We start from the raw sequence: 23,457 nt of genomic DNA on the forward strand, positions 1-23,457 counted from the left end.
ATAGTACATTATGGCGCAATTCTACTCTCCCAACCGGCGTGTGACGACCCGGAAAGCGGTTCCCGCTAAAACGCTCACGGTAACGGCAACGTCACTTGACCCGTTTGGTCAGGGCGTCGCTCGTCATGAAGGAAAGGCGGTGTTCGTCACGGGGCTGTTGCCGGGAGAACAGGCTGAGATTCAACTGACGGAAGAAAAACGTCAGTTCGCGCACGCCAAACTGAAACGCATCCTGACGCGAAGCCTACAGCGTGTTGAACCGCGATGCCCCCACTTTACCCGCTGCGGCGGCTGCCAACAGCAGCACGCGGATATTGCGCTACAGCAGGCGAGTAAAATGGCGGCGTTGGCGCGCATGATGGTTCGGGAAACGGGGGACGAACCCCCTGCCGTGTCGCTGATCGCCGGCACACCCTATGCCTACCGGAGACGCGCGCGGCTTGCGTTATACTTTCAGGCGAAAGCGCGGCGTTTGTTGATGGGATATCGGCAGTCGGCCTCGCACGATCTTGTGGATATTGATGCGTGCCCGGTGCTGCGCCCTGAACTTGAAGCGTTGTTGCGCCCGCTGCGCGCGTGCCTGAACCAGCTCAGTGCGGTGGCGCGGTTGGGGCATGTCGAGTTGGTACAGGCGGATAATGGCCCGTTGCTGGTGCTGAGGCATCTCGATCCGCTACAGCATGCCGATGAGCAGCGGCTGCGTGATTTTGCTCGTCAGCATGGGGTTGCGGTCTATCTGGCGTCGGATGCCGACACCTTGCGCTGTCTGCATGGCGAGGCGCCGGTGTATCACGTTGCCGGGCTGACGCTGGCATTCAGCCCGCGTGATTTTATTCAGGTGAATGATGCGGTGAACCAGCAGATGGTCGCACAGGCGCTGGCATGGCTGGATGTGCAACCACAGGATCGGGTATTAGATCTGTTCTGCGGCATGGGGAATTTTACGCTGCCGCTGGCGCAGCGCGCCGCCAGTGTTGTCGGTGTTGAAGGTGTGCCCGCGCTGGTGGAAAAAGGGCGCGAGAATGCCCGGCGCAATGCGCTGGGCAATGTCACATTTTCTCACCAAAATCTTGAAGATGATGTTATGCAACAGCCGTGGGCGGCCCAGAGTTTTGATAAGATATTACTCGATCCGTCACGCGCGGGCGCGGCAGGATTGATGGAGCGAATCGCCAGTCTGGCGCCGGAACGGGTGGTGTACGTTTCCTGTAACCCCACGACGCTGGCGCGCGATAGCAACGTTTTACTGACGGCAGGTTTCAGGCTGGCAAACGTCGCGATGTTGGATATGTTTCCACATACCGGGCACCTTGAATCGATGGCGCTGTTTTTGCGTGATTCCAGCACGCGTAAGACGCGATAAGCCGCAGGCGCATGTTGTTGTCGTTCGCAAGGTGAAGGGTAACGTAGGGAGAGATTATGGTTGCGGTAAGAAGTGCACATTTGAATACGGCAGGCGAGTTCGTGCCTGATGCGTGGATTGCTTCACTCGGCATTGCCAGCCAGCAATCGTGTGAGCGTTTAGCCGAAACCTGGCGTTACTGTGAGAAGCAAACGCAAAATCAACCTGATGCATCGCTGCTGCTGTGGCGCGGCATCGAAATGGTGGAAATCCTGTCCACGCTCAGTATGGACAACGACAGCATGCGCGCGGCGCTGCTCTTCCCGCTGGCGGATGCCAACGTCGTCGATGAGGCGACGCTGGAGGAGGCGTTTGGCAAAAACATCGTGGATTTGGTGCATGGCGTGCGCGATATGGATGCCATTCGCCAGCTCAAAGCAACGCAGCACGATTCAGGCGCCTCTGAACAGGTTGATAACATCCGCCGTATGCTACTGGCGATGGTGGAAGATTTCCGCTGCGTGGTGATCAAGCTTGCCGAGCGGATCGCGCATCTGCGTGAAGTGAAGGATGCTCCGGAAGAAGAGCGGGTGCTGGCGGCCAAGGAGTGTACCAATATCTACGCGCCGCTGGCTAACCGGCTGGGCATCGGACAGTTGAAATGGGAGCTGGAGGATTTCTGCTTCCGCTATCTGCACCCTGAGGAATATAAAAAAATCGCCAAACTGCTGCACGAGCGCCGTATCGATCGCGCGCAGTATATTGACGATTTTGTCAAAACGCTGCGCGACGCCATGAAAAAAGAGGGCGTGCAGGCGGAAATTTACGGCCGTCCCAAACATATTTACAGCATCTGGCGCAAGATGCAGAAGAAAGCGCTGTCGTTTGATGAACTCTTTGATGTGCGCGCGGTGCGGATTGTTGTTGAACGCTTGCAGGACTGCTATGGCGCGCTGGGTATCGTGCACACGCACTATCGCCATCTGCCAGACGAGTTTGACGATTATGTCGCGAACCCAAAACCGAATGGCTATCAGTCTATTCACACCGTGGTGTTGGGGCCGGGCGGGAAGACGCTTGAAATTCAGATCCGCACGCGGCAGATGCATGAAGATGCCGAACTGGGCGTCGCGGCGCACTGGAAATACAAAGAAGGCACCGTGGCGGGAGGCCGTTCTGGTTATGAGGGGAGAATCGCCTGGCTGCGTAAACTTCTTGCCTGGCAGGAAGAGGTGGCGGATTCGAATGACATGCTTGATGAAGTTCGCAGTCAGGTCTTCGACGATCGCGTCTATGTCTTTACGCCGAAAGGCGACGTGGTGGATCTTCCCGCGGGATCGACGCCGCTGGATTTTGCCTATCACATCCACAGCGACATCGGGCACCGTTGCATCGGGGCGAAAGTCGGCGGGCGCATTGTGCCGTTTACCTACCAACTGCAAATGGGCGATCAGATTGAAATCATCACCCAGAAGCAGCCGAATCCAAGCCGCGACTGGTTGAATCCTAATCTGGGGTACATCACGACCAGCCGCGGGCGTTCCAAGATCCAGAACTGGTTCCGCAAGCAAGATCGCGACAAGAATATTCTGGCGGGACGGCAGATTCTGGATGATGAACTGTCGCATCTTGGCATCAGCCTGAAAGCCGCAGAGAAATTGCTGTTACCGCGCTACAACGTGAACTCGCTGGATGAGCTGCTGGCTTCGATCGGCGGCGGCGATATTCGCTTAAATCAGATGGTGAATTTCCTGCAATCGCAGTTGAATCAACCGAGCGCGGAAGAGCAGGATCGGGAAGCGCTGCGTCAGTTGACGCAGAAATCCATGCAGCCGCCGGCGCGCAGCAATAACAGTAAAGACAACGGGCGCATCGTGGTTGAAGGCGTTGGTAATCTGATGCATCACATCGCCCGCTGCTGCCAGCCGATTCCGGGAGATGACATCACCGGGTTTATCACCCGTGGACGGGGCATTTCGATTCACCGCGCTGACTGTGAACAGCTGGACGAGCTGCGCGCCAGTGCGCCGGAGCGGATTGTGGATGCCGTGTGGGGCGAAAGCTACTCCAGCGGCTATTCACTGGTGGTAAGAGTGATTGCCAACGATCGCAGCGGCCTGCTGCGTGATATCACCACGATTCTGGCGAATGAAAAGGTCAATGTACTGGGCGTCGCCAGCCGTAGCGACACCAAACAGCAGCTGGCGACGATTGATATGGATATCGAGATTTATAACTTGCAAGTGTTGAGCCGCATTCTGGCGAAGCTCAACCAACTGCCGGATGTGATTGATGCGCGGCGCCAGCAGGGGGCGTAAATGATGGTTTTGTGTTTTGCCTCAAGCGTAAAAATTACGCTGAGGAAACACAGCCATCTAGGATGAGTGGCATGGATGCTACGAAAGTCGCTGCCGCGTAGGGAACGCGTCAGCGACGGTCCTCCAGATGGCTGTATTTCCGAAGGCACCGCGAAGCGGCGTAATTCCCGCGTAAAAGACTGGGGTCACGGGGCGGCGTCGATTGGACGCCCCGTGTCGGGCGCGACGCAGTTGCGGAAATGATCGTTGGAATATATCGCGCACGAAACCTCTCCAGCTTGTCTGCAATCTTCGTAAAAATAATTTTTGATTTTCAGGAATATTATGACTGTATCTTTGACGAACGTATCCGCCGTCGAGCGCCTGCTCGCCATCATGAAAACCCTGCGCGATCCCGAAAATGGCTGCCCGTGGGACAAGAAGCAGACCTTTGACACCATTGCGCCCTACACGCTGGAAGAGACTTACGAAGTGTTGGATGCCATCAGCCGTCAGGATTTTGACGATTTGCGCGGTGAGTTGGGGGATTTACTGTTTCAGGTCGTGTTTTATGCGCAAATGGCGCAGGAGAAAGGGCTGTTCGATTTCTCTGACGTATGTAACGCCATCAGCGACAAACTGGAACGCCGCCATCCGCATATTTTCGGGGAACTGACGCTGACGGACAGCGACGCCGTACTGGCAAACTGGGAGCAAACCAAGGCGCAGGAGCGTGCAAAAAAAGATCGTCACTCGCCGCTGGACGATATTCCGGAAGCGCTGCCGGCGCTCATGAAAGCGCAAAAAATTCAGCAGCGTTGTGCATCAGTTGGCTTCGATTGGGACTCGCTGGGGCCGGTGCTCGATAAAGTGTATGAAGAGATCGATGAAGTGATGTTCGAGGCGCGTCAAGCCGTTGTCGATGAAGAAAAACTGGGTGAAGAGATTGGTGATTTATTCTTCGCCACCGTCAATCTTTCCCGTCATCTGGGACACAAGGCTGAAAATGCATTACAGGCGGCAAACCGTAAATTCACGCGTCGATTTCGCGAGGTAGAACAAATCATTATCGCATCGGGTAAAACGCTGGAACAGGCAACGCTGGAAGAAATGGACGCGGCGTGGAATCAGGTGAAAAAACGAGAAATTAGCGGTTAGAAGGTATTAAGTAAGGAAAGGGGTGTTTGTCTATTTTTTGATATTTAACCATTTGTTTTTAAATGCGATTGATTATCGTATTTGTTGTGGTTTTGTCTCATCCTCACGCGTGCTGAAATCGCCACATTGTGTAAAACGAACATTTGTGGCGCTCATCAGGTTCAGGTATACTACTTTCCCGTCTTGGTACTTCCATCGTCTTTAAACCTAAACTCTCAGGTTCAGCATGACAACTAATTATATTTTTGTGACCGGCGGGGTCGTTTCCTCTCTGGGTAAAGGCATTGCCGCAGCCTCTCTGGCGGCTATTCTTGAAGCCCGTGGCCTCAACGTTACCATCATGAAACTGGACCCGTATATCAACGTGGATCCGGGCACGATGAGCCCGACGCAGCACGGTGAAGTATTCGTCACTGAAGACGGCGCCGAAACCGATCTGGATTTGGGCCACTATGAGCGTTTCATCCGCACTAAAATGTCACGCCGCAACAACTTTACCACTGGCCGTATCTATTCCGATGTGCTGCGCAAAGAGCGCCGCGGTGACTATCTTGGCGCGACGATTCAGGTTATCCCGCATATCACCAACGCGATTAAAGAGCGCATTATCGAAGGTGGTGAAGGTCACGATGTGGTGCTGGTGGAAATCGGCGGTACGGTGGGGGATATCGAATCTTTGCCGTTCCTTGAAGCGATTCGGCAGATGGCGGTGGAAGTTGGTCGTGAACACACGCTATTTATGCACCTGACGCTGGTGCCTTATCTGGCGGCGGCGGGTGAAGTGAAAACCAAGCCGACGCAACACTCTGTTAAAGAACTCCTTTCCATTGGTATTCAGCCGGATGTGCTGATTTGCCGTTCTGACCGCACGGTCCCTGCAAATGAGCGTGCAAAGATTGCTTTATTCTGTAATGTGCCGGAAAAAGCAGTAATATCCCTTAAAGACATTGATTCTATTTATAAAATCCCGTCGCTCTTGAAATCGCAGGGGCTGGATGATTATATTTGTAAACGATTCAGCTTAACCTGCCCGGAAGCAAACCTGTCAGAATGGGAACAGGTGGTGTATGAAGAAGCCAATCCGGGAGGGGAAGTCACCATCGGTATGGTGGGGAAATACGTAGCGCTGCCGGATGCCTACAAATCCGTGATTGAAGCGCTGAAACACGGCGGTTTGAAGAATCGCCTGACGGTGAATATCCGGCTTATCGACTCGCAGGATGTCGAAACCCGCGGCGTCGAGGTACTGAAAGATTTAGACGCCATCCTGATCCCAGGCGGTTTTGGTTACCGTGGCGTTGAAGGGAAAATCATGGCGGCGCGTTATGCCCGTGAGAACCATATCCCTTATCTGGGTATCTGTCTGGGGATGCAGGTCGCATTAATGGAATTTGCCCGCCACGTTGTCGGCATGGAAGGGGCGAACTCAACGGAGTTTGCGCCAGACTGTAAGTACCCGGTGGTTGCGCTGATCACGGAGTGGCGTGATGAGAACGGCAATGTCGAAGTGCGTGATGAAGCAAGCGACCTCGGCGGCACCATGCGCGTCGGCGGGCAGCAATGCCATCTGACCGAAGGCAGTCTGGTGCGTCAGATGTACGGTGAGCAGACGATTATTGAGCGTCATCGTCACCGCTATGAAGTGAACAACATGCTGTTGAAGCAAATTGAAGCGGCGGGATTACGGGTTGCTGGTCTTTCCGCCGATCGCAAGCTGGTGGAGATTATCGAATTACCCGATCATCCCTGGTTCGTTGCCTGTCAGTTCCACCCGGAATTTACGTCAACGCCGCGAGATGGACACCCACTGTTTGCCGGCTTTGTGAAAGCCGCTGGCGCGTACCAGAAGCGGCAGATGAAGTAAGAGTTATATCAGCAGCGCGCGATCACTATCGCGCGTTGTTCGTCTAGGGTTTTAGTTATATCTAAAGTTTTAGTTTAACTTGTACTGAGGAAAATCTAATGTCCAAAATTGTTAAAGTCATTGGTCGTGAAATCATCGACTCACGCGGAAACCCAACCGTTGAAGCGGAAGTTCATCTGGAAGGTGGTTTTGTCGGTCTGGCTGCTGCGCCGTCAGGGGCCTCTACTGGCTCTCGCGAAGCGCTGGAACTGCGTGACGGTGACAAATCCCGTTTTCTGGGCAAAGGCGTGACCAAAGCGGTAGATGCGGTTAACGGCCCGATTGCTCAGGCTGTTCTGGGCAAAGATGCGAAAGATCAGGCGAACATCGACAAAATCATGATCGAACTGGATGGCACTGAAAACAAATCCAAGTTCGGCGCTAACGCCATTCTGGCGGTTTCTCTGGCGGCGGCTAAAGCGGCCGCGGCGTCCAAAGGCCTGCCGCTGTATGCCCACATTGCTGAACTGAACGGCACCCCGGGCAAATATTCCATGCCGTTGCCGATGATGAACATCATCAACGGTGGTGAGCACGCGGATAACAACGTTGATATTCAAGAGTTCATGATCCAGCCGGTGGGCGCGAAAACCGTTAAAGAAGCCATCCGTATGGGTTCCGAAGTGTTCCACAATCTGGCTAAGGTGCTGAAGTCTAAAGGCATGAATACCGCTGTGGGCGACGAAGGCGGCTATGCGCCTAACCTGGGCTCCAACGCCGAAGCGCTGGCGGTAATCGCCGAAGCGGTAAAAGCAGCGGGCTACGAGCTGGGCAAAGACATCACGCTGGCGATGGACTGTGCGGCATCAGAATTCTACAAAGATGGCAAATACGTTCTGGCGGGTGAAGGTAACAAAGCGTTCACCTCAGAAGAATTCACCCACTTCCTGGAAGATCTGACCAAACAGTATCCGATCGTATCCATCGAAGACGGTCTGGATGAATCCGACTGGGATGGCTTCGCTTACCAGACTAAAGTTCTGGGCGATAAGATCCAACTGGTTGGCGACGACCTGTTCGTTACCAACACCAAGATCCTGAAAGAAGGTATCGAGAAAGGCATCGCTAACTCCATCCTGATCAAATTCAACCAGATCGGTTCCCTGACCGAAACGCTGGCTGCTATCAAGATGGCGAAAGACGCAGGTTACACGGCGGTCATTTCTCACCGTTCCGGTGAAACGGAAGACGCTACCATTGCCGATCTGGCTGTCGGTACTGCCGCGGGCCAGATTAAGACCGGTTCTATGAGCCGTTCTGACCGCGTGGCTAAGTACAACCAGCTGATTCGTATTGAAGAAGCGCTGGGTGACGCAGCACCGTTTAACGGTCTGAAAGAAGTTAAAGGTCAGTAATCGCCTGCCGGTGTAATCAGGTCGCGGAGAACGCGCCTGATTCATACCTGACGTGATTCACCACCAAAATCCAGAAGCGTGAAAACGTTTCTGGATTTTTTTCGTCATGCTGCGGGCCGTTGCTGCGCCACGCTGCCATCGCCGCGGTTGATTATGCCAACTGCCGGAGAATCGCCTTGGCGACCTCTTCCGAACTGGCCGGGTTCTGTCCGGTGATCAGCTTGCCGTCTTCCACAAGGTACGGAGCCCAGTCCGGGCCTTTTTCGTACCGCGCGCCCAGTTTCTTGAATTCATCTTCGATCAGGAAAGGCACCACGTCCGTTAACTGAACCGCCTCTTCCTCGCCATTGGTGAAACCCGTCACTTTACGTCCTTTAATCAAGGCGTCGCCGTTTGCTGCTTTGACATGAATCAGTACGCCCGGCGCGTGGCAGACAAAGCCGGTCGGCTTGTTGGCGCGCACAAAGCTTTCGATGAGCGCGATTGAGATCGGCGACTCCGCCAGATCCCAAAGCGGGCCGTGGCCACCGGGATAGAAGACGGCGTCGAAATCCTGTTCATGGACGCTATCGAGTTTTACCGTATTGGCCAGTGCCTGCTGCGCGGCAGAGTCGGCTTTAAAACGGTGCGTCAGCGCAGTCTGGAAATCGGCCAGATCGCTTTTGGGGTCGAGGGGCGGCTGGCCGCCAGCAGGGGAAGCGAGAACGATCTCGGCGCCCGCGTCTTTAAAGATGTAATAAGGGGCGGCAAATTCTTCCAGCCAGAAGCCGGTTTTATCGCCAGTATCGCCAAGCTTATCGTGAGACGTCAGTACTATTAAAATTTTCATCGCTTTTCCTCTCTGGATTGCAAGATGAAGGGGGGCGTTCATCGCGTCTCTTCTCTTATCCTGTGATCGCTATAATCGAACTGTTGGTTTTGTTAAGTTAAAATGGCTTTTTATAAAATTTTGAAGCCGATCGTACCAATCTTCCCTGTACTGCCAGCGTAGGTCATCTGGTGGCAAAAGCGCAAAGGTTTTCACGATCGCCGGGCGTTAACGTAACACGGTGACACCTTCATAACAAAAATGCTCGGAGAAGGATGGCGATGAAAACACGTAAGATCGGCTTGGCTAACTATTTAGCCTACGGTTCGGGAGACTTTCTTGGGGCGGGTACAACCGCCCTGACGGCCGCCTGGTTACTCTATTTTTACACCACGTTCTGTGGCTTATCGCCGATTGAGGCGACCTTTATTTTCGCAATGGCGCGCGTCCTCGATGCCATCGTTAGCCCGTTAATGGGCTTCCTGACCGATAACTTCGGTTCGACCTGGCTGGGCAAACGCTTTGGCCGGCGTAAGTTCTTTATTCTGCTCGGTATTCCCTGTGTGTTCAGCTACAGCTTTATGTGGGTGGGGGATATGAGCTATTGGTACTATCTGTTGACGTATCTGGTGTTCGATGTCGTCTACACCATGGTGCTGGTGCCCTATGAGACGCTGGTGCCGGAAATGACCGATGATTTTAAACAGAAAACCAAATTTTCCGGTGCGCGTATCGCGCTGGCGCAGCTTTCCGCCATTCTGGCTGCGTTTTTGCCGGGGATTTTGCTGGGCTACTTCGGCAAGGACAACGCGGTCTCGTTCTTCTATGCGAGCCTGGTCTTCTCTGTCATTTGTGCGTTGGTATTGACGCTGGTCTATTTATTTACCTGGGAAAGACCGCGCGATCAGATGTCGGAAGCATCGCTACGCGCCGAGAAAGAGCGCCAGTCGTTGACGCTGGTGCAGAGTCTGAAACGTTTGAATACGGAGCTGCTTTCCACGCTGCGTATTCGTATTTTCCGCCAGCACCTTGGCATGTATCTCGGCGGCTATATTGCTCAGGACGTGTTCAACGCCGTGTTCACCTATTACGTGGTCTTTGTGTTAATGCAAAGCCCGACAATGGCGTCCAACCTGATGGGAACGATGGCCATTCTGCAATTCATCGCGGTGATCGGCATGATCCCGCTGTGTATCCGCTTCGGGCCAGCGCCGTCTTACCGTCTGGTGGTGTGCCTGTTCGGCGCGAGCGCGATCTCCTATGCCTTCCTGTGGTACAGCGGCCTGCATGACGCGTTCTCGCTGTTATTGTTGATCTCCGCGCTGGCGGGGCTGGGACGCGGGGGGATCAACTACGTCCCGTGGAACACCTATACCTATATCGCAGACGTGGATGAGGTCATTACCGCACAGCGTCGTGAAGGGATTTTCGCTGGGATCATGACGCTAACCCGTAAAGCCTCTCAGGCCGGCGCGGTAATGCTGGTGGGCGTGGTGTTACAGCTATCCGGCTTTGTGTCTGGTCAGAACGTGCAGGCGCCGGGCGTCAGCCACACGATCCTGATGATTTTGAGCTTTGGCACCGTGGGCGTGCTGGCGCTGGGCTTCCTGGTGTCTCTCCGCTTTAAACTCAACCTGCAAACGCACAGCGTGCTGCGGGAAGAGACGCTGAAAATGCGCGAAGCCGGGCGTCCTGTCCCCGAAAACATTACGCCGCAGGCGCGGGCGACGGTCGAAATGCTGGCGGGTATGCCGTATGAATCGCTGTGGGGCAACAACAACATCGGCTACCTGAACCGCCATAAAGGCGACAAGCCGGTCACACACGCCACGCAGCCGTAACCGTATTGATAACTGATAACCTAATTGGATGAATGACTATGACCGTATTCAGTGTAAAACATAGCCCGCTTTTACGTCAGCCGGAACGCTTTATCTCCCGTGAGGATCTGAAGGCGCTGATTTGCCGTATCACCGACAATCTGGTGAATATTGAGGATAAAACCGGTGAATTCTTGTTACGGCTGGACGATGGTCGGGTGATTGATACGAAAGGCTGGGCGGGATGGGAATGGACGCACGGCATCGGGCTGTACGGGATTTACCAGTATTACCAGCAGACGGGCGACGAGCAAATGCGCGCCATCATCGACGACTGGTTTGCCGCGCGTCTGGCGGAAGGTACGCCGACGAAGAATGTGAACACCGTGTGCCCGTTCCTGACGCTGGCGTATTGCTATGAAGAAACGGGGGATGCGCGCTGGCTGCCCTATCTGGAGCGCTGGGCGGAGTGGGTGATGTATGAGATGCCGCGCACGGACAAGCAGGGCTTGCAGCACATCGTTTATAACAACGAAAACCACCAGCAGCTGTGGGACGACACGCTAATGATGAGCGTGCTGCCGCTGGCGAAAATCGGCAAGCTGTTAAACCGACCGGAGTTTGTGGAAGAAGCTACGTACCAGTTTCTGCTGCATGTGCAATACCTGATGGATCGCGAAAGCGGCCTGTGGTTTCACGGTTGGACGTTCGAAGGGCAGCACAACTACGCGAAGGCGCGCTGGGCGCGCGGCAACAGCTGGCTGACCATCGTGATCCCTGAATTTATCGAACTGCTGGATCTACCGGAACACAACGCGACGCGCCGTTTCCTATTGCAGGTGTTGGAAAGCCAGATTGAAGCCTTAGCGAAATATCAGGATGACAGCGGCTTGTGGCACACGCTGATCGACGATCCGAACTCGTACCTCGAAAGCTCGGCAACCGCCGGGTTTGCCTACGGGATCCTGAAAGCGGTGCGCAAGCGCTACGTGGATCCGCGCTATGCCGAGGTTGCGGAAAAAGCGATTCGCGGCGTGATTAATCACGTTAATGAGGATGGCGAGCTGACGCAGGTATCATTCGGCACCGCGATGGGCAGCGATCTGGATTTTTACCGCAACATCGCGCTGACGTCGATGCCTTACGGTCAGGCGATGGCGATCCTCTGTCTGGCGGAATACCTGCGGATCTATCTGTAACGGGTCATCGCTCTGGCCTGTGCAGGCAGAATCCTATAGATAAATGCTACGAGTTTTTGTGGTTTGGCCGTTATCCGGCGTGAAAATTATGCAGCGGTGCGCTTGACCGCCGAGTGATCGACAGGACGTCGCGAAAGCCAGCGCCATGCCGTGAGCATGTCGCTGGCGGCACGAAAAGCGGGCATGGGCACCGATGGAACCGCGCAGCGGCGGTTGCGCGACCGATGCCGCGCGAACCGCCAGTAATTAACGTAATGAATTCCATCCTGCCCTTAGTATTTGAGCCCCGTCATACTGTAATTCGCCGGGATCCAACGGTAGCCGTTGGGTTTACCGTTAGCATCATATACGGCTTTGACCTGACCTAAACCGGGGAAGGAAATGTGTGCCGCACCAATCCATTCATTATTCTGCGCCGCTTCGGCCAGAACCTGTAAACGCGTGGCTGCGGCGTCATCCATATTGCGATCGAAATCGATCGTGGTCATAGGACGAGGAAACTGTACGGCTTCTGCATGGATAGTATCGCCCCAGAGCGTCAGTTTTTGACCATCGCTTTCGATCTGATAAAGGCTGTGCCCCGGCGTATGCCCCGGTGCGGGTACGGCGGTAATGCCCGGAAAAAGCTGCTGTGTGCCGGTGAAGGTTTTCAGCCGTTTGGCGCTAATCACCGGTTGCAATGAGTCTTCAGACTGCCCGAAGGTGTGTTTCTCGCTCTCCCGCACATGGTGGCTATTCGTCGGATTGAGCCAGAAATCCACATCTTTCTGATTAACGTAAACGGTGGCATTGGGGAAAACCAGCTTGCCGTCACGTGAGACGCCGCCGGAATGGTCGGCATGAATATGGGTCAGCAAAACGGTATCAATCTTCTCGGGAGGGTAGCCGGCGGCGCGCAGGTTATCGGGTAATTTCCCTGCCTGTTTGCCGAATAGCGGCCCGGCACCGGTGTCTACCAGTATCAGCCGCTCACCCGTATTAATCAGATACGCATTAATTGAGGTTTCCACCTGCGGCTGGAGATTCTTTTGCGCCAGCAGGCGCAGCATTTCTTCATGGGAAATATGGGTGAGCAGCTTATTCAGTGGAATAGTGACCGTACCGTCAGACAGCGCGGTAATTTCAAACTGGCCTAGCATCATGCGGTAATAACCCGGCGCCTGTGTTCTCAGTTGCGGCACCGATTGGGCCTCGGCGATAAGCGGTGTGCCCGCGAGTAAAACGAGTGGTAATAGTGTTGGTCTCAGCATGTTCATGTTCATTGTGTACTCTTGGAAAGTTAGCCTGTTTGTCAGGGAGTGGAAGGATTATTCTGCTGCCGCTACTATTGTTCAAATTGATTATTTTGATACCCACTATCATGGAAAATGATTTTCGCGGCGTGGATTTAAACCTGCTGGTGACCTTTCTGGTGTTGCATCGGGAGAGAAGTGTCTCTGTGGCGGCGGATAAGCTGCATTTGGGGCAACCCGCCGTGAGCGGCGCGCTGGCGCGGTTACGCTCGCTGTTTGACGATCCGCTGTTTATCCGCACGGGGCAGGTGATGCGTCCGACGGCGCGTGCGGATTATCTGGCGACCCGGCTGTCACCGGCTTTTGAACATTTGCAGGCGGTTCTGGGCGAGCCTGAGAGGTTTGATCCGCTGACGGATTCACGCGTGATCACGCTGGGAATGACCGATTGGGTGGAAATATGGCTGATGCCGCTGTTGCTGAAGCGGCTCAAAGCGCATGCGCCTGGTTTGCGCATCAACCTTGTCGCCACCGATCCGTTTTTGGATATGGAACGGTTGGAAAATGACCGCGTCGATCTGGTGATTTCCGTCGCCAGCTCACAGGCGGGCTGGTTGAAGCAGCGCGCCCTGTTATCGTCAGGATTCAGGGCGATCTGGCACCCACAGCAGCTTACGCTGCCGTGTCCGCTGCCTTTGGACGTATACGGTCAGCAGCGCCATTTGTTGGTGACCTACCGTGAACGTGCGCGTGGTATCGTGGACGACAGGTTGGAAAAACAGGGAATGACGCGGACGATTCATTACACCACGCCGCATTTCTCCGCCTTACCGGGAATATTGCGGCAAACGCCGTCAGTCGCTACCGTACCGGAGAAATTAGCGACGCTGTGGCGCATGCATTATGGTCTGATAGACAGTCCCGTTCCGCTTGATTTACCGACGTATACGCTCTCGGCGCTCTGGCATGCCAGGCAGGACAGTAATCCGGCGATAAAGTGGCTTTATGAGCAAATGACGGAGGTGGTGGCAGAGCAGGAGGCGGATTCGCCCCCTGCTTGAATGGCGGGCAAGGAATTACTGCGACAATCCTGACAGACTGTAATTCACCGGGAGCCAGCGGTAGCCGTTGGTGGTGCCGTTGCGCTCCAGACGCGTGCCCACGTGGCCGATGCCGGGGAAGGGCAGGTGAGCGCCCGCGACCCAATACCCCTGACTGGCGGCGTCGGCCAAAGCTTTATTGCGGGATTCCGTCGCCTGATCCTGATTGGTGTCAAAGCTGATGGTGGTGGTCGGTACGCTCATTTGCACCGCTTCCGCATGAATGATATCGCCCCACACCAGCAGCTTTTGCCCCTCGCTCTCGATCATGAAAGAAGTATGTCCCGGTGTATGGCCCGGACTTGGCACCGCGGTGATGCCGGGCAGCAGCGCTGTCTGCTGAGCAGGGAATGTTTTCAGCTTGTTCTCTTTGCGAATGGTTTCAAAGATCCTTTGCACATTTTGGAACGCGACCTTTCTGTTCTCTGGCGCATTTTTCAGGTTATCCGGGCTGAGCCAAAAGTCCGTTTCCGGCTGGCTGACGTAAACGGTGGCCTTCGGGTAGTTCAGCGTGTTGTTTTGTACCAGACCGCCAAAATGGTCACCGTGCAGGTGGGTCATCAACACGGTATCGACCTGCTCGGGCTTATAACCCGCCGCAATCAGATTCGGCAGCACGTTTCCTACGGTCGCGTTGTCTTGCTTACCGTTACCCGTGTCGATCAGAATCAGGTGTTTTCCGGTATTGACCAGATAGGCATTGATGGATGTTTCCACCTGCGGCGTCAGCGCTTTCTCCGCCAGCAGTTCGGTAATTTTCTCCGGAGAGGTGCGCTGTAGCAGTTTATCCATCGGCATGGTGTTGGTGCCGTCAGACAGCGCGGTGATTTCAAACTGCCCCAGTATCATGCGGTAATAACCCGGTTGCGTCTTTATTTGAGCAATTTCCTGCGCCTGCGTAAACGTCGGCGCGAACGCGCATGAGACGAGCAATAAGGCTAACGGTTTCAATAACTTCATTGATTTTTATCCTTGTTAATAATGAAACGTAGTGAAAGCAGGTGAATCGTAACAACAGATTGATTATTAACGCGCGGCGAGAATTACTCAACTGTTCTCCGAGGGGGCGTATGTCCCGGCGTCGCCGCCGCCCTGCAACGCGAATAATTTAGGGTATAATGCGTTTTTAAGTGAGTGAGACAGTGAAGCTATGCAGTACCCGATTAATGAAATGTTCCAGACGTTACAAGGCGAAGGTTATTTTACCGGCGTTCCCGCAGTGTTTATCCGCCTGCAAGGGTGTCCGGTCGGCTGTAGCTGGTGTGATACCAAACACACCTGGGACAAACTGGCAGAACGTGAAGTCGCATTGGATCAGGTGCTGGTAAAAACGCAAGAAAGCGATGCCTGGGGCGCGGCGAGTGCGGACGATATTCTGGCGCAGATGGCGCGGCAGGGCTACACGGCGCGCCATGTGGTCATCACCGGCGGCGAGCCCTGTATTCACGATCTGGCGCCGCTGACGCTACAACTGGAAAAGCAGGGTTTCAGCTGCCAGATCGAAACCAGCGGCACTCATGAGGTGCGCTGTTCGCCCAAAACCTGGGTGACGGTATCGCCGAAGGTGAATATGCGCGGTGGTATGAAGGTGCTCGATGAGGCGTTGCAGCGAGCGGATGAGATCAAACATCCGGTGGCGCGTGAACGTGATATTGAGGCGCTGGATACGCTGCTGGCCCGACTTGATGATGATAAACCCCGCATCGTGGCGCTACAGCCGATCAGTCAAAAGGACGAGGCGACCAAACTGTGTATCGCGACCTGTATTGCCCGCAACTGGCGGCTTTCCATGCAAACACACAAGTACCTGAACATCGCATGATGTCAACGGCGTGAGGGGATGCTCACGCCAGACGACGCAGCACCCGATCGCTTCGCTACTCGCCCTTATAGACGCATCCGGCGGTGCAGGTTTCTTTCACCGTCACCGCGCTGAGCTGGGGTAATGTCGGCTTTAACTGATGCCAGATCCACTGTGCCAGCACTTCGCTGGTCGGGTTTTCCAGACCGGGGATCTCGTTCAGATAGTGATGATCCAACCGTTCCCATGTGGGTTTGAACGCGGCTTTCAGATCGGCGAAATCCATCACCCAGCCGGTATGAGGATCCAGTTCGCCGGTAATTTCCAGCCTCACCATAAAAGAATGCCCATGCAGCCGACCGCATTTATGGCCTTCCGGTACGTGTGGCAGATGGTGTGCAGCTTCAAACTGAAAATCTTTAAATATCGTCGTGACCATAGCGGTGTTCCCGTTTTCGTTCTGAAAAGAGCCTTCAGAACATAGTATGCAAAAGCCGTCGCATACTACCTGAAAGTCTCGTTCGAAGCACTGATTCTTGCTATGGTGCGATCTTCGCTCGGTCCGCCATTCGGACCTGATCGGGCGATAAGGAGAAGCGCTAAAAACCTTCCAGCAGCTTTAATTGATTTAGCCTCAGGGGGCGGTAGAAAATATATCCTTGGATGCCGATGTAATGAAATTTACTGAGTTGATTTAAGTCAGCGGCTTTTTCTACGCCTTCACAGATAATACTCACTCCCAAGGGCACTAACTTATTCAGTAAGATCTTTAACCTATGCGACTTTTGTTCCTCTTCGCCGATGCCGTCTACCATTGAACGATCGATTTTTATCGTATCGAATTTAAACAAGTTGAGACTATCTATCTGTAGGTTGCCAGTGCCGAAGTCATCTAATGAAACCATAAATCCGTATTCTTTCACTTTCTTTAAGAAAGCTAAACCATCAGTTAACTGCTGTTGAGTGATTTTCTCACTTATCTCGATTTCTATATTTTGTGGATCGATATTATGTGTTAAGCATTTCTTATATATTTTATCCAGGTAGGCAATGTCATTAAAAAGCAAGTGTGAAAGATTGAATGATATTGATAGGCTTTTTTTTATTTTTATAATGTTACAAATTTCATCGAAAATAAAATCCGTTACTTTATCGATGGCGTTGAGTTTCTCTATTTCATCTATTGTTTTCTGAGTGTGGGCAAGAGTGCCTTCGGTGGTGTAAAAACGTGCAAGTGCTTCATAACGGAATATTCTATTTTGTGGAAGACGGATGATTGGCTGAAATTCTGCTGTCAGCCTAAGGATCTTTCCATCGATATTCAATATTATCGAGTTCATTTATTGATTCATATCCTTTCCATAGAAATGGGAGTTCCCATAGTCTTTTAAATTTTACACATCAAATTAGGATATTTGGAAATTGTTTTAAATGATCAAAAATTCCATTTTGATAGATAAATGCTATCATTTGTTGATTAATGATCGTTTAAATCTATTTGTTGTTTAGTGTTTTATTTTTTTAAATTTTAATTTATTAGTGATAAGTTTCATTATTTTTATTTAGTTTGGATTGTTGATCTTTTTGTCTAAAAAAAGATCAATTGTGACGTGTGGATAAGCGTTGTAACTTCATCACATCCTTGTTAGTGTAATAAACGAGGGTGAGTGTATGGCTTCATTCATGAGGCGTAAAACTTCCGCCTGCTTTTTCAATCTGAGATATAGGGTTTCTGGGGTGTCATCTATCAGAGGGAAATATAATTTTCTTATTAAAAATTCCTTTTTTATGATTGGTTTTTAATAAGAATTTTTCTTTTTTAGGTCAGTCAGCATCTCGTGAATAGGTATACTTTATCGATGGAACATCTCTCTCCCCCTTCTGTTAATGTTATTTGTTCATTATTGCAGCATGCTTATGTCATGTCTGTTTATGCCAAAGATGTGCCATATGCATTGAAAGCAGACGTCGCAGAGTTAAGCCTGGATAAAAACCACATGGTGTTGGAAGTGGAATATGCGGGCGCAGATATTGAGCGTTATCTTGCCGACGGCGGCGTCAATTTTGATCTGGAGGCGCTAAAAGGGATAGAAAATATTGAGCGAGAAACCTACAGCCTGTGCAATATTCCCGCCCGGTTTATTAAAACGGACAGCATACTCTATAGCCTGGAGTGTCAACTGCCAAAATCGATCTTTGTCACGGAAAAGAGAGGGGCGGTGCGCATTCCCTTTATTCTCGGAATGCGGGCTCGGGCGCGAATCGAAGTGTATATGCACACGCTGAGCGTACCTGGGAATGTGCATGATTTGTCGACCGGCGGTTGCATGGTCGAAATTGATCTCGTTGAAAGCATTGCGATTAAAGTAGGGCAAGATATACCGGGTATTACGCTTGAATTTCCTAACGGAGAGCGTTTTTTTGCCGAAGGAAAAATCCGCCACATACGCCCCTTCGGGAATAATGGCTATGCCGCCGTGGGTATTCAATTTATCAACCTGTCTTCGTCTCAGTCTGAAGCGCTGTTCCGATACACGACTGAAGCGGAAAGAGAAGCGGCCTATCGAACCGGAGTCACCCGCAGTATGGTGTCTCCTTCCCCTTTGTTCGTGCCGGGCACCAAGGAGAAGAACATGCGGCGGCGAGAAAGTCAGGAGCGGGAGAAACGTACCCGCCAGACGCCGATGGAGCGCGGGGTCATGGAGGTGGCACACCGCCTCCAAATTGGGTTGATGTACATAAAAACCCGCCATCAAATGCCGGTGGAGATCTTTTACGATTGCGTCGACACCCTACTATATCTGGTCCGGAAGGACCGAAAAGCGTTTCTGTATGCCCTGTCATCCCTGCGCGATGAGGCTGACTGGGTCAGACATGCCGTGCAGGTCGCCGGGAAACTGGCTGACATGTTACTGATGGCCGATCCACACGATCCTCAGGTGCGTGAAGCCGTGCTCGGTACGCTATTGCACACCATGGGCAAGCCCCTGCTGGTCAACGCCAGCCTTCCGTCGCTGAAAGTCAATATGAACCCGACACAAAAGGCGATCCTCCGTGGTCATGTGGCCGCGCTCTGTGCGAAATTACGTGAGCTCGGCTGGGAGCCCAGCCCTACATGTTATGATGTGATTGAAAACGCTAACGAGCGTCTGGATGGTACGGGTTATCCGGCGGGGAAACGTGGCGATCGGCTTTCTGACCTTATTCGATTGGTTTCCGTGATTAAAGCGATTAATAAGTTAAGACATGCGCGTAATGGCATCCCTCCCCGCACGCCATTAAAGGCTTACCGCAAAATCTATGAGGCTAACACCGCCTACGATAAAGCGGTTATGGTCAAATATGTCCAGATCTACGGCCTTTATCCTATCGGTAGTCTGGCGAAATATTCGGGCGGTTTCCTTGGGTGGGTAATGGATATCGATAATAAGGGCAAACCCACGGTCGTCCATCTTGTGAAGAATCTCCGTTTTCCTGAGGCCAATATCAGCTCTGTTGTTTCCAAAGGGGATCTGTTGCAGGTTGGTTTACTTGAAGGCATCGTTAATCCGGCAGATTTCGGCATAAAAGTGCTTAAAGTTTGACATACATCGTCGGTATCGGGGGCTGAATAACAGCCCTCCCTCTCCATACGACGCTATCCACCTTGCGCCTGTTATCGGCTTAAAACGTGCGCGCCATCTGCCATAACACTTTAAGCAGTAAGGATTATCAGAAAAACCATTTAGTCATTTTGGTTATTTGATATTTCCATCATTTCTTTAATTGTTAAGATGCAGGTCGTTACCCTTATCGTCCATTCATCTTTTTATTGCCTATTTTTGTATTAGCGCCGTTGGCTAACAGCACAGGCACAAGGAAACAGAAATCACAATGACTAGTTCGGTTTCTCCTACTTCGTTGCTTCCGTTAAGTGCGGAGCAATTAGCGCGTCTACAGGCAGCAACCGGTGATTTCTCATCGACGCAGTTGGCCTGGCTATCCGGCTATTTCTGGGGGCTGGTGCAGCAACCCGGCCTACAGCCGGGGGCGGTAGCCCCTGCGGCTGCCGCATCGGCGGTCACGGTGCCGGTACAGACGATCACGCTGATCTCCGCCTCGCAAACCGGCAATGCGCGTCGGGTGGCGGAACAGCTGCGTGATGACCTGCTGGCGGCCAAACTGTCTGTCAATCTGGTTAACGCGGGCGATTACAAGTTTAAGCAGATCGGGCAGGAAAAACTGCTGTTGATCGTGACATCGACGCAGGGCGAAGGCGAACCGCCGGAAGAAGCGGTCGCGTTACATAAGTTCCTGTTCTCTAAAAAGGCGCCGGCGCTGAAAGACACCGCCTTTGCCGTGCTGGGTCTGGGAGATACCTCTTACGAATTCTTCTGCAAGGCGGGAAAAGATTTTGATGGCCGTCTGGCCGAGCTGGGTGCTGAACGCCTGCTGGATCGCGTTGACGCCGATGTGGATTATCAGGCGCAGGCCGAACAGTGGCGGCGACAGCTGGTTGATATTTTGCAAGCGCGAGTACCGGTTCAGGGCGAGGCGGTGGCGCAGATCGCGGCTCAGGGCTCCGTGGATGAAGTGACCAGCAGTCCGTACAGCAAATCCTCGCCGCTGCATGCCACGTTTGCGGTGAATCAGAAAGTGACCGGGCGTAATTCCGAAAAAGATGTGCGGCATATCGAGATCGATCTGGGGGATTCCGGTTTGCGTTACCAGCCGGGGGATGCGCTGGGCGTCTGGTTTGATAACGATCCCGCGCTGGTGCAGGAACTGCTGGAACTCCTGTGGCTGAAAGGGGATGAATCCGTCAGCGTTGACGGCAAGACATTGCCATTATCGCAGGCGCTGAAAAGCCACTTTGAGCTGACGCAGAACACTGCGCCGATCGTTGAGAAATATGCCGCGCTGTCGCGCAATGAGACGCTGTTGTCGCTCCTGGCCGATAAGCACGCGCTTCAGCAGTTTGCACAGCGCACGCCGCTGGTGGATATGGTGCGACAAGCGCCCACGGAACTGACGGCGGAGCAACTCGTTGGTCTGCTGCGTCCGCTGACGCCGCGCCTCTATTCCATTGCCTCTTCGCAGGCGGAAGTGGAAAACGAAGTGCACATCACCGTTGGCGTGGTGCGCTACGAGTACGAAGGCCGCGCGCGCGCTGGCGGGGCCTCCAGCTATCTGGCCGACAGGCTGAGCGAAGACGATGAGATCCGCGTCTTCATCGAACATAACGATAACTTCCGTTTGCCTGCTAATCCCGACGCGCCGGTCATCATGATTGGGCCGGGAACCGGGATTGCGCCGTTCCGCGCGTTTATGCAGCAGCGCGATGCCGACGGGGCGGAGGGGAAAAACTGGCTATTCTTCGGTAATCCACACTTTACAGAAGACTTTCTCTATCAGGTGGAGTGGCAGCGCTACGTTAAAGAGGGGCTGCTGACGCACATCGACCTGGCCTGGTCGCGCGATCAGGCGCACAAGGTTTATGTGCAGGACAAACTGCGGGAAAAGGGCGCGGAAGTCTGGCGTTGGATTCAGGACGGCGCGCATCTGTATGTGTGTGGTGATGCCAATCGTATGGCGAAGGACGTCGAGCAGGCGCTGCTGGATGTGATAGTTGAGCATGGCGGCATGGACTGTGAACAGGCCGATGAGTTCTTAAGCGATCTGCGCCTTGAGCGCCGTTATCAGCGAGATGTGTACTAATGAGCGAAAAATACGTTTTCAGTGAAAAACACCCCGGCCCTTTGGTGGTAGAAGGGAAATTCTCTGATGCTGAGCGAATGAAGCTGGAAAGCAATTTCCTGCGCGGCACGATTGCTGAAGACCTGAATGACGGTCTGACCGGCGGTTTCAACGGCGATAACTTTCTGCTGATCCGTTTTCACGGCATGTATCAGCAGGATGACCGCGATATTCGCGCTGAGCGTGCTGAACAGAAGCTGGAACCGCGCCATGCAATGATGCTGCGCTGTCGTTTACCCGGTGGCGTAATGACGCCGGAACAGTGGCTGGGAATCGACAAATTTGCCAGTGAAAGTACGATTTACGGCAGCATTCGTATCACGAACCGCCAGACCTTTCAGTTTCATGGCATCCTCAAGCCGAATGTGAAACCGGTGCATCAGTTGCTGAATCGTCTTGGGCTGGATGGGTTAGCGACGGCGAACGATGTGAACCGTAACGTGCTGTGTACGTCTAACCCAGTGGAATCTGAGCTGCATCAGCAGGCGTACGAGTGGGCGAAAAAGATCTCTGAACATCTGTTGCCGCGCACCCGTGCCTATGCCGAGATCTGGATGGATCAGGAAAAAGTCGCGACGACCGATGAAGAGCCGATTCTGGGCGCGACTTACCTGCCGCGTAAGTTCAAAACCACGGTGGTGATCCCACCGCAGAATGATGTCGATCTGCACGCCAACGATCTCAACTTTATTGCGATTGCCGACAATGGGCGGCTGGTCGGCTTCAACGTGCTGGTCGGCGGCGGATTATCCATCGCGCACGGTGATAAGGCCACCTATCCGCGTACCGCCAGCGAACTGGGCTATATTTCCGTCGAACACACGTTGGCGATTGCGGAAGCGGTAGTGACCACGCAGCGCGACTGGGGCAACCGCACCAACCGCAAAAACGCCAAAACCAAATACACGCTGGAGCGTGTGGGCGTCGATAACTTCAAGCAAGAAGTGGAGGCGCGCGCGGGCGTGAAATTTGAGGCGATACGCCCCTATGAGTTCACTGCCCGTGGCGATCGTATCGGCTGGGTAAAAGGCATCGACAATAAATGGCATCTGACGCTGTTTATTGAGAACGGTCGTATTCTCGATTATCCCGGTCGTCCGCTGAAGACCGGTCTGGCGGAAATCGCCAAGATCCACAAAGGCGATTTTCGCTTAACGGCGAATCAGAACCTGATCGTGGCGGGCGTTCCTGCGCGGAGCAAAGCGAAGATTGATGCGCTGGCGCGTGAGCACGGCCTGATTGATGACAGCGTCAGCGAGCAGCGTAAAAATTCGATGGCCTGCGTGTCGTTCCCGACCTGTCCGCTGGCGATGGCGGAAGCCGAGCGCTTCCTGCCGACTTTCGTCACGAAAGTGGAAGAGATTATGCAGCAGCACGGCGTGGGCGATGAACACATCGTACTGCGCGTGACGGGCTGTCCGAACGGTTGTGGCCGTGCCATGCTGGCGGAAATCGGGCTGGTTGGCAAAGCGATGGGGCGTTATAACCTGCACCTCGGCGGGAATCGCGAAGGGACACGGATCCCCCGTATGTATCGCGAAAATATCAACGAGACCGAGATCCTTGCGGAAATCGATCGGCTTATCGGGCTGTGGGCGCGGGATCGCCAGCCGAATGAAGGCTTCGGCGATTTCGTCATTCGTACCAACATTATTAAACCGGTGCTGGATCCCGCCCGCGATTTTTATGACTGACAGGAGAGCCTG

The 23,457-nt window shown here is 53.4% G+C and carries 17 protein-coding genes; 12 read left to right on the plus strand and 5 right to left on the minus strand.

Features of this window, described 5'->3' with window-relative positions:
* The first annotated feature begins 10 nt into the window (after positions 1-10).
* The 5 genes from rlmD to eno all read left to right on the plus strand — a co-directional run bounded on the left by rlmD (position 11) and on the right by eno (position 8,055).
* Positions 11-1,363 carry a 23S rRNA (uracil(1939)-C(5))-methyltransferase RlmD gene (gene rlmD, locus EDC54_RS14265; protein ID WP_132457656.1) on the plus strand — a complete coding sequence of 451 codons (1,353 nt, stop codon included), beginning with the start codon at positions 11-13 and terminating at the stop codon, positions 1,361-1,363.
* Positions 1,364-1,419: 56 nt separating this feature from the next.
* On the plus strand, positions 1,420-3,660 hold the full coding sequence (relA, locus tag EDC54_RS14270) for a GTP diphosphokinase (RefSeq protein ID WP_132457659.1): 2,241 nt from the start codon (positions 1,420-1,422) through the stop codon (positions 3,658-3,660).
* A gap of 324 nt (positions 3,661-3,984) precedes the next feature.
* Positions 3,985-4,797 carry a nucleoside triphosphate pyrophosphohydrolase gene (gene mazG, locus EDC54_RS14275; RefSeq protein ID WP_132457662.1) on the plus strand — a complete coding sequence of 271 codons (813 nt, stop codon included), beginning with the start codon at positions 3,985-3,987 and terminating at the stop codon, positions 4,795-4,797.
* A gap of 226 nt (positions 4,798-5,023) precedes the next feature.
* Positions 5,024-6,661 carry a glutamine hydrolyzing CTP synthase gene (gene pyrG, locus EDC54_RS14280; RefSeq protein ID WP_132457664.1) on the plus strand — a complete coding sequence of 546 codons (1,638 nt, stop codon included), beginning with the start codon at positions 5,024-5,026 and terminating at the stop codon, positions 6,659-6,661.
* A 98-nt stretch (positions 6,662-6,759) separates the two neighbouring features.
* Entirely contained in the window at positions 6,760-8,055 is a 1,296-nt protein-coding gene (gene eno, locus EDC54_RS14285) for a phosphopyruvate hydratase (RefSeq protein ID WP_132457666.1), read from the plus strand.
* A 151-nt stretch (positions 8,056-8,206) separates the two neighbouring features.
* Here the strand turns inward: eno and EDC54_RS14290 are convergent, their stop codons facing one another.
* Positions 8,207-8,884, minus strand: a complete 678-nt coding sequence (locus EDC54_RS14290) for a type 1 glutamine amidotransferase domain-containing protein (RefSeq protein ID WP_132457668.1) — start codon at positions 8,882-8,884, stop codon at positions 8,207-8,209.
* A 260-nt stretch (positions 8,885-9,144) separates the two neighbouring features.
* On the opposite strand from EDC54_RS14290, the gene EDC54_RS14295 reads away from it, so the two are divergent.
* Together EDC54_RS14295 and bglB are read left to right on the plus strand one after the other, a co-directional pair.
* Complete coding sequence (locus tag EDC54_RS14295; RefSeq protein WP_132457670.1) at positions 9,145-10,704, plus strand: MFS transporter; 1,560 nt, start codon at positions 9,145-9,147, stop codon at positions 10,702-10,704.
* 38 nt (positions 10,705-10,742) lie between these two features.
* A complete protein-coding gene (bglB, locus tag EDC54_RS14300) occupies positions 10,743-11,882 on the plus strand; it encodes a beta-galactosidase BglB (RefSeq protein WP_132457672.1) in 1,140 nt (379 codons plus the stop codon).
* 272 nt (positions 11,883-12,154) lie between these two features.
* Here bglB and EDC54_RS14305 read toward each other — a convergent pair whose 3' ends face one another.
* A complete protein-coding gene (locus EDC54_RS14305; protein ID WP_230514525.1) occupies positions 12,155-13,138 on the minus strand; it encodes an MBL fold metallo-hydrolase in 984 nt (327 codons plus the stop codon).
* Between the two features lie 104 nt (positions 13,139-13,242).
* Between EDC54_RS14305 and EDC54_RS14310 the strand changes: the two genes are divergently transcribed.
* Positions 13,243-14,175: a LysR family transcriptional regulator gene (locus tag EDC54_RS14310; protein WP_132457676.1), complete on the plus strand. Its 933-nt coding sequence runs from the start codon at positions 13,243-13,245 to the stop codon at positions 14,173-14,175.
* A 15-nt stretch (positions 14,176-14,190) separates the two neighbouring features.
* Here the strand turns inward: EDC54_RS14310 and EDC54_RS14315 are convergent, their stop codons facing one another.
* On the minus strand, positions 14,191-15,174 hold the full coding sequence (locus EDC54_RS14315; protein WP_132457678.1) for an MBL fold metallo-hydrolase: 984 nt from the start codon (positions 15,172-15,174) through the stop codon (positions 14,191-14,193).
* A gap of 190 nt (positions 15,175-15,364) precedes the next feature.
* Here EDC54_RS14315 and queE point away from each other — a divergent pair, with 190 nt between their 5' ends.
* On the plus strand, positions 15,365-16,036 hold the full coding sequence (gene queE / locus EDC54_RS14320; protein WP_132457680.1) for a 7-carboxy-7-deazaguanine synthase QueE: 672 nt from the start codon (positions 15,365-15,367) through the stop codon (positions 16,034-16,036).
* A 55-nt stretch (positions 16,037-16,091) separates the two neighbouring features.
* Here queE and queD read toward each other — a convergent pair whose 3' ends face one another.
* Together queD and EDC54_RS14330 are read right to left on the minus strand one after the other, a co-directional pair.
* Complete coding sequence (gene queD / locus EDC54_RS14325) at positions 16,092-16,454, minus strand: 6-carboxytetrahydropterin synthase QueD (RefSeq protein ID WP_132457683.1); 363 nt, start codon at positions 16,452-16,454, stop codon at positions 16,092-16,094.
* A gap of 160 nt (positions 16,455-16,614) precedes the next feature.
* The gene (locus tag EDC54_RS14330; RefSeq protein WP_132457686.1) at positions 16,615-17,355 is read right to left on the minus strand and encodes an EAL domain-containing protein; all 741 of its coding nucleotides are present in this window, start codon (positions 17,353-17,355) and stop codon (positions 16,615-16,617) included.
* Between the two features lie 582 nt (positions 17,356-17,937).
* Here EDC54_RS14330 and EDC54_RS14335 point away from each other — a divergent pair.
* From EDC54_RS14335 to cysI, 3 genes are all read left to right on the plus strand, one after another.
* Entirely contained in the window at positions 17,938-19,599 is a 1,662-nt protein-coding gene (locus EDC54_RS14335) for a PilZ domain-containing protein (protein WP_230514526.1), read from the plus strand.
* Positions 19,600-19,888: 289 nt separating this feature from the next.
* Complete coding sequence (gene cysJ, locus EDC54_RS14340) at positions 19,889-21,712, plus strand: NADPH-dependent assimilatory sulfite reductase flavoprotein subunit (protein WP_132457691.1); 1,824 nt, start codon at positions 19,889-19,891, stop codon at positions 21,710-21,712.
* Positions 21,712-23,445, plus strand: coding sequence for an assimilatory sulfite reductase (NADPH) hemoprotein subunit (gene cysI / locus EDC54_RS14345; protein ID WP_132457694.1), 1,734 nt, complete (start codon positions 21,712-21,714; stop codon positions 23,443-23,445). The genes cysJ and cysI overlap by 1 nt, the downstream gene beginning before the upstream one ends.
* The last annotated feature ends 12 nt before the right edge of the window (positions 23,446-23,457 follow it).

Source organism: Samsonia erythrinae, from assembly GCF_004342665.1.
GTDB classification, from domain to species: Bacteria; Pseudomonadota; Gammaproteobacteria; order Enterobacterales; family Enterobacteriaceae; genus Samsonia; species Samsonia erythrinae.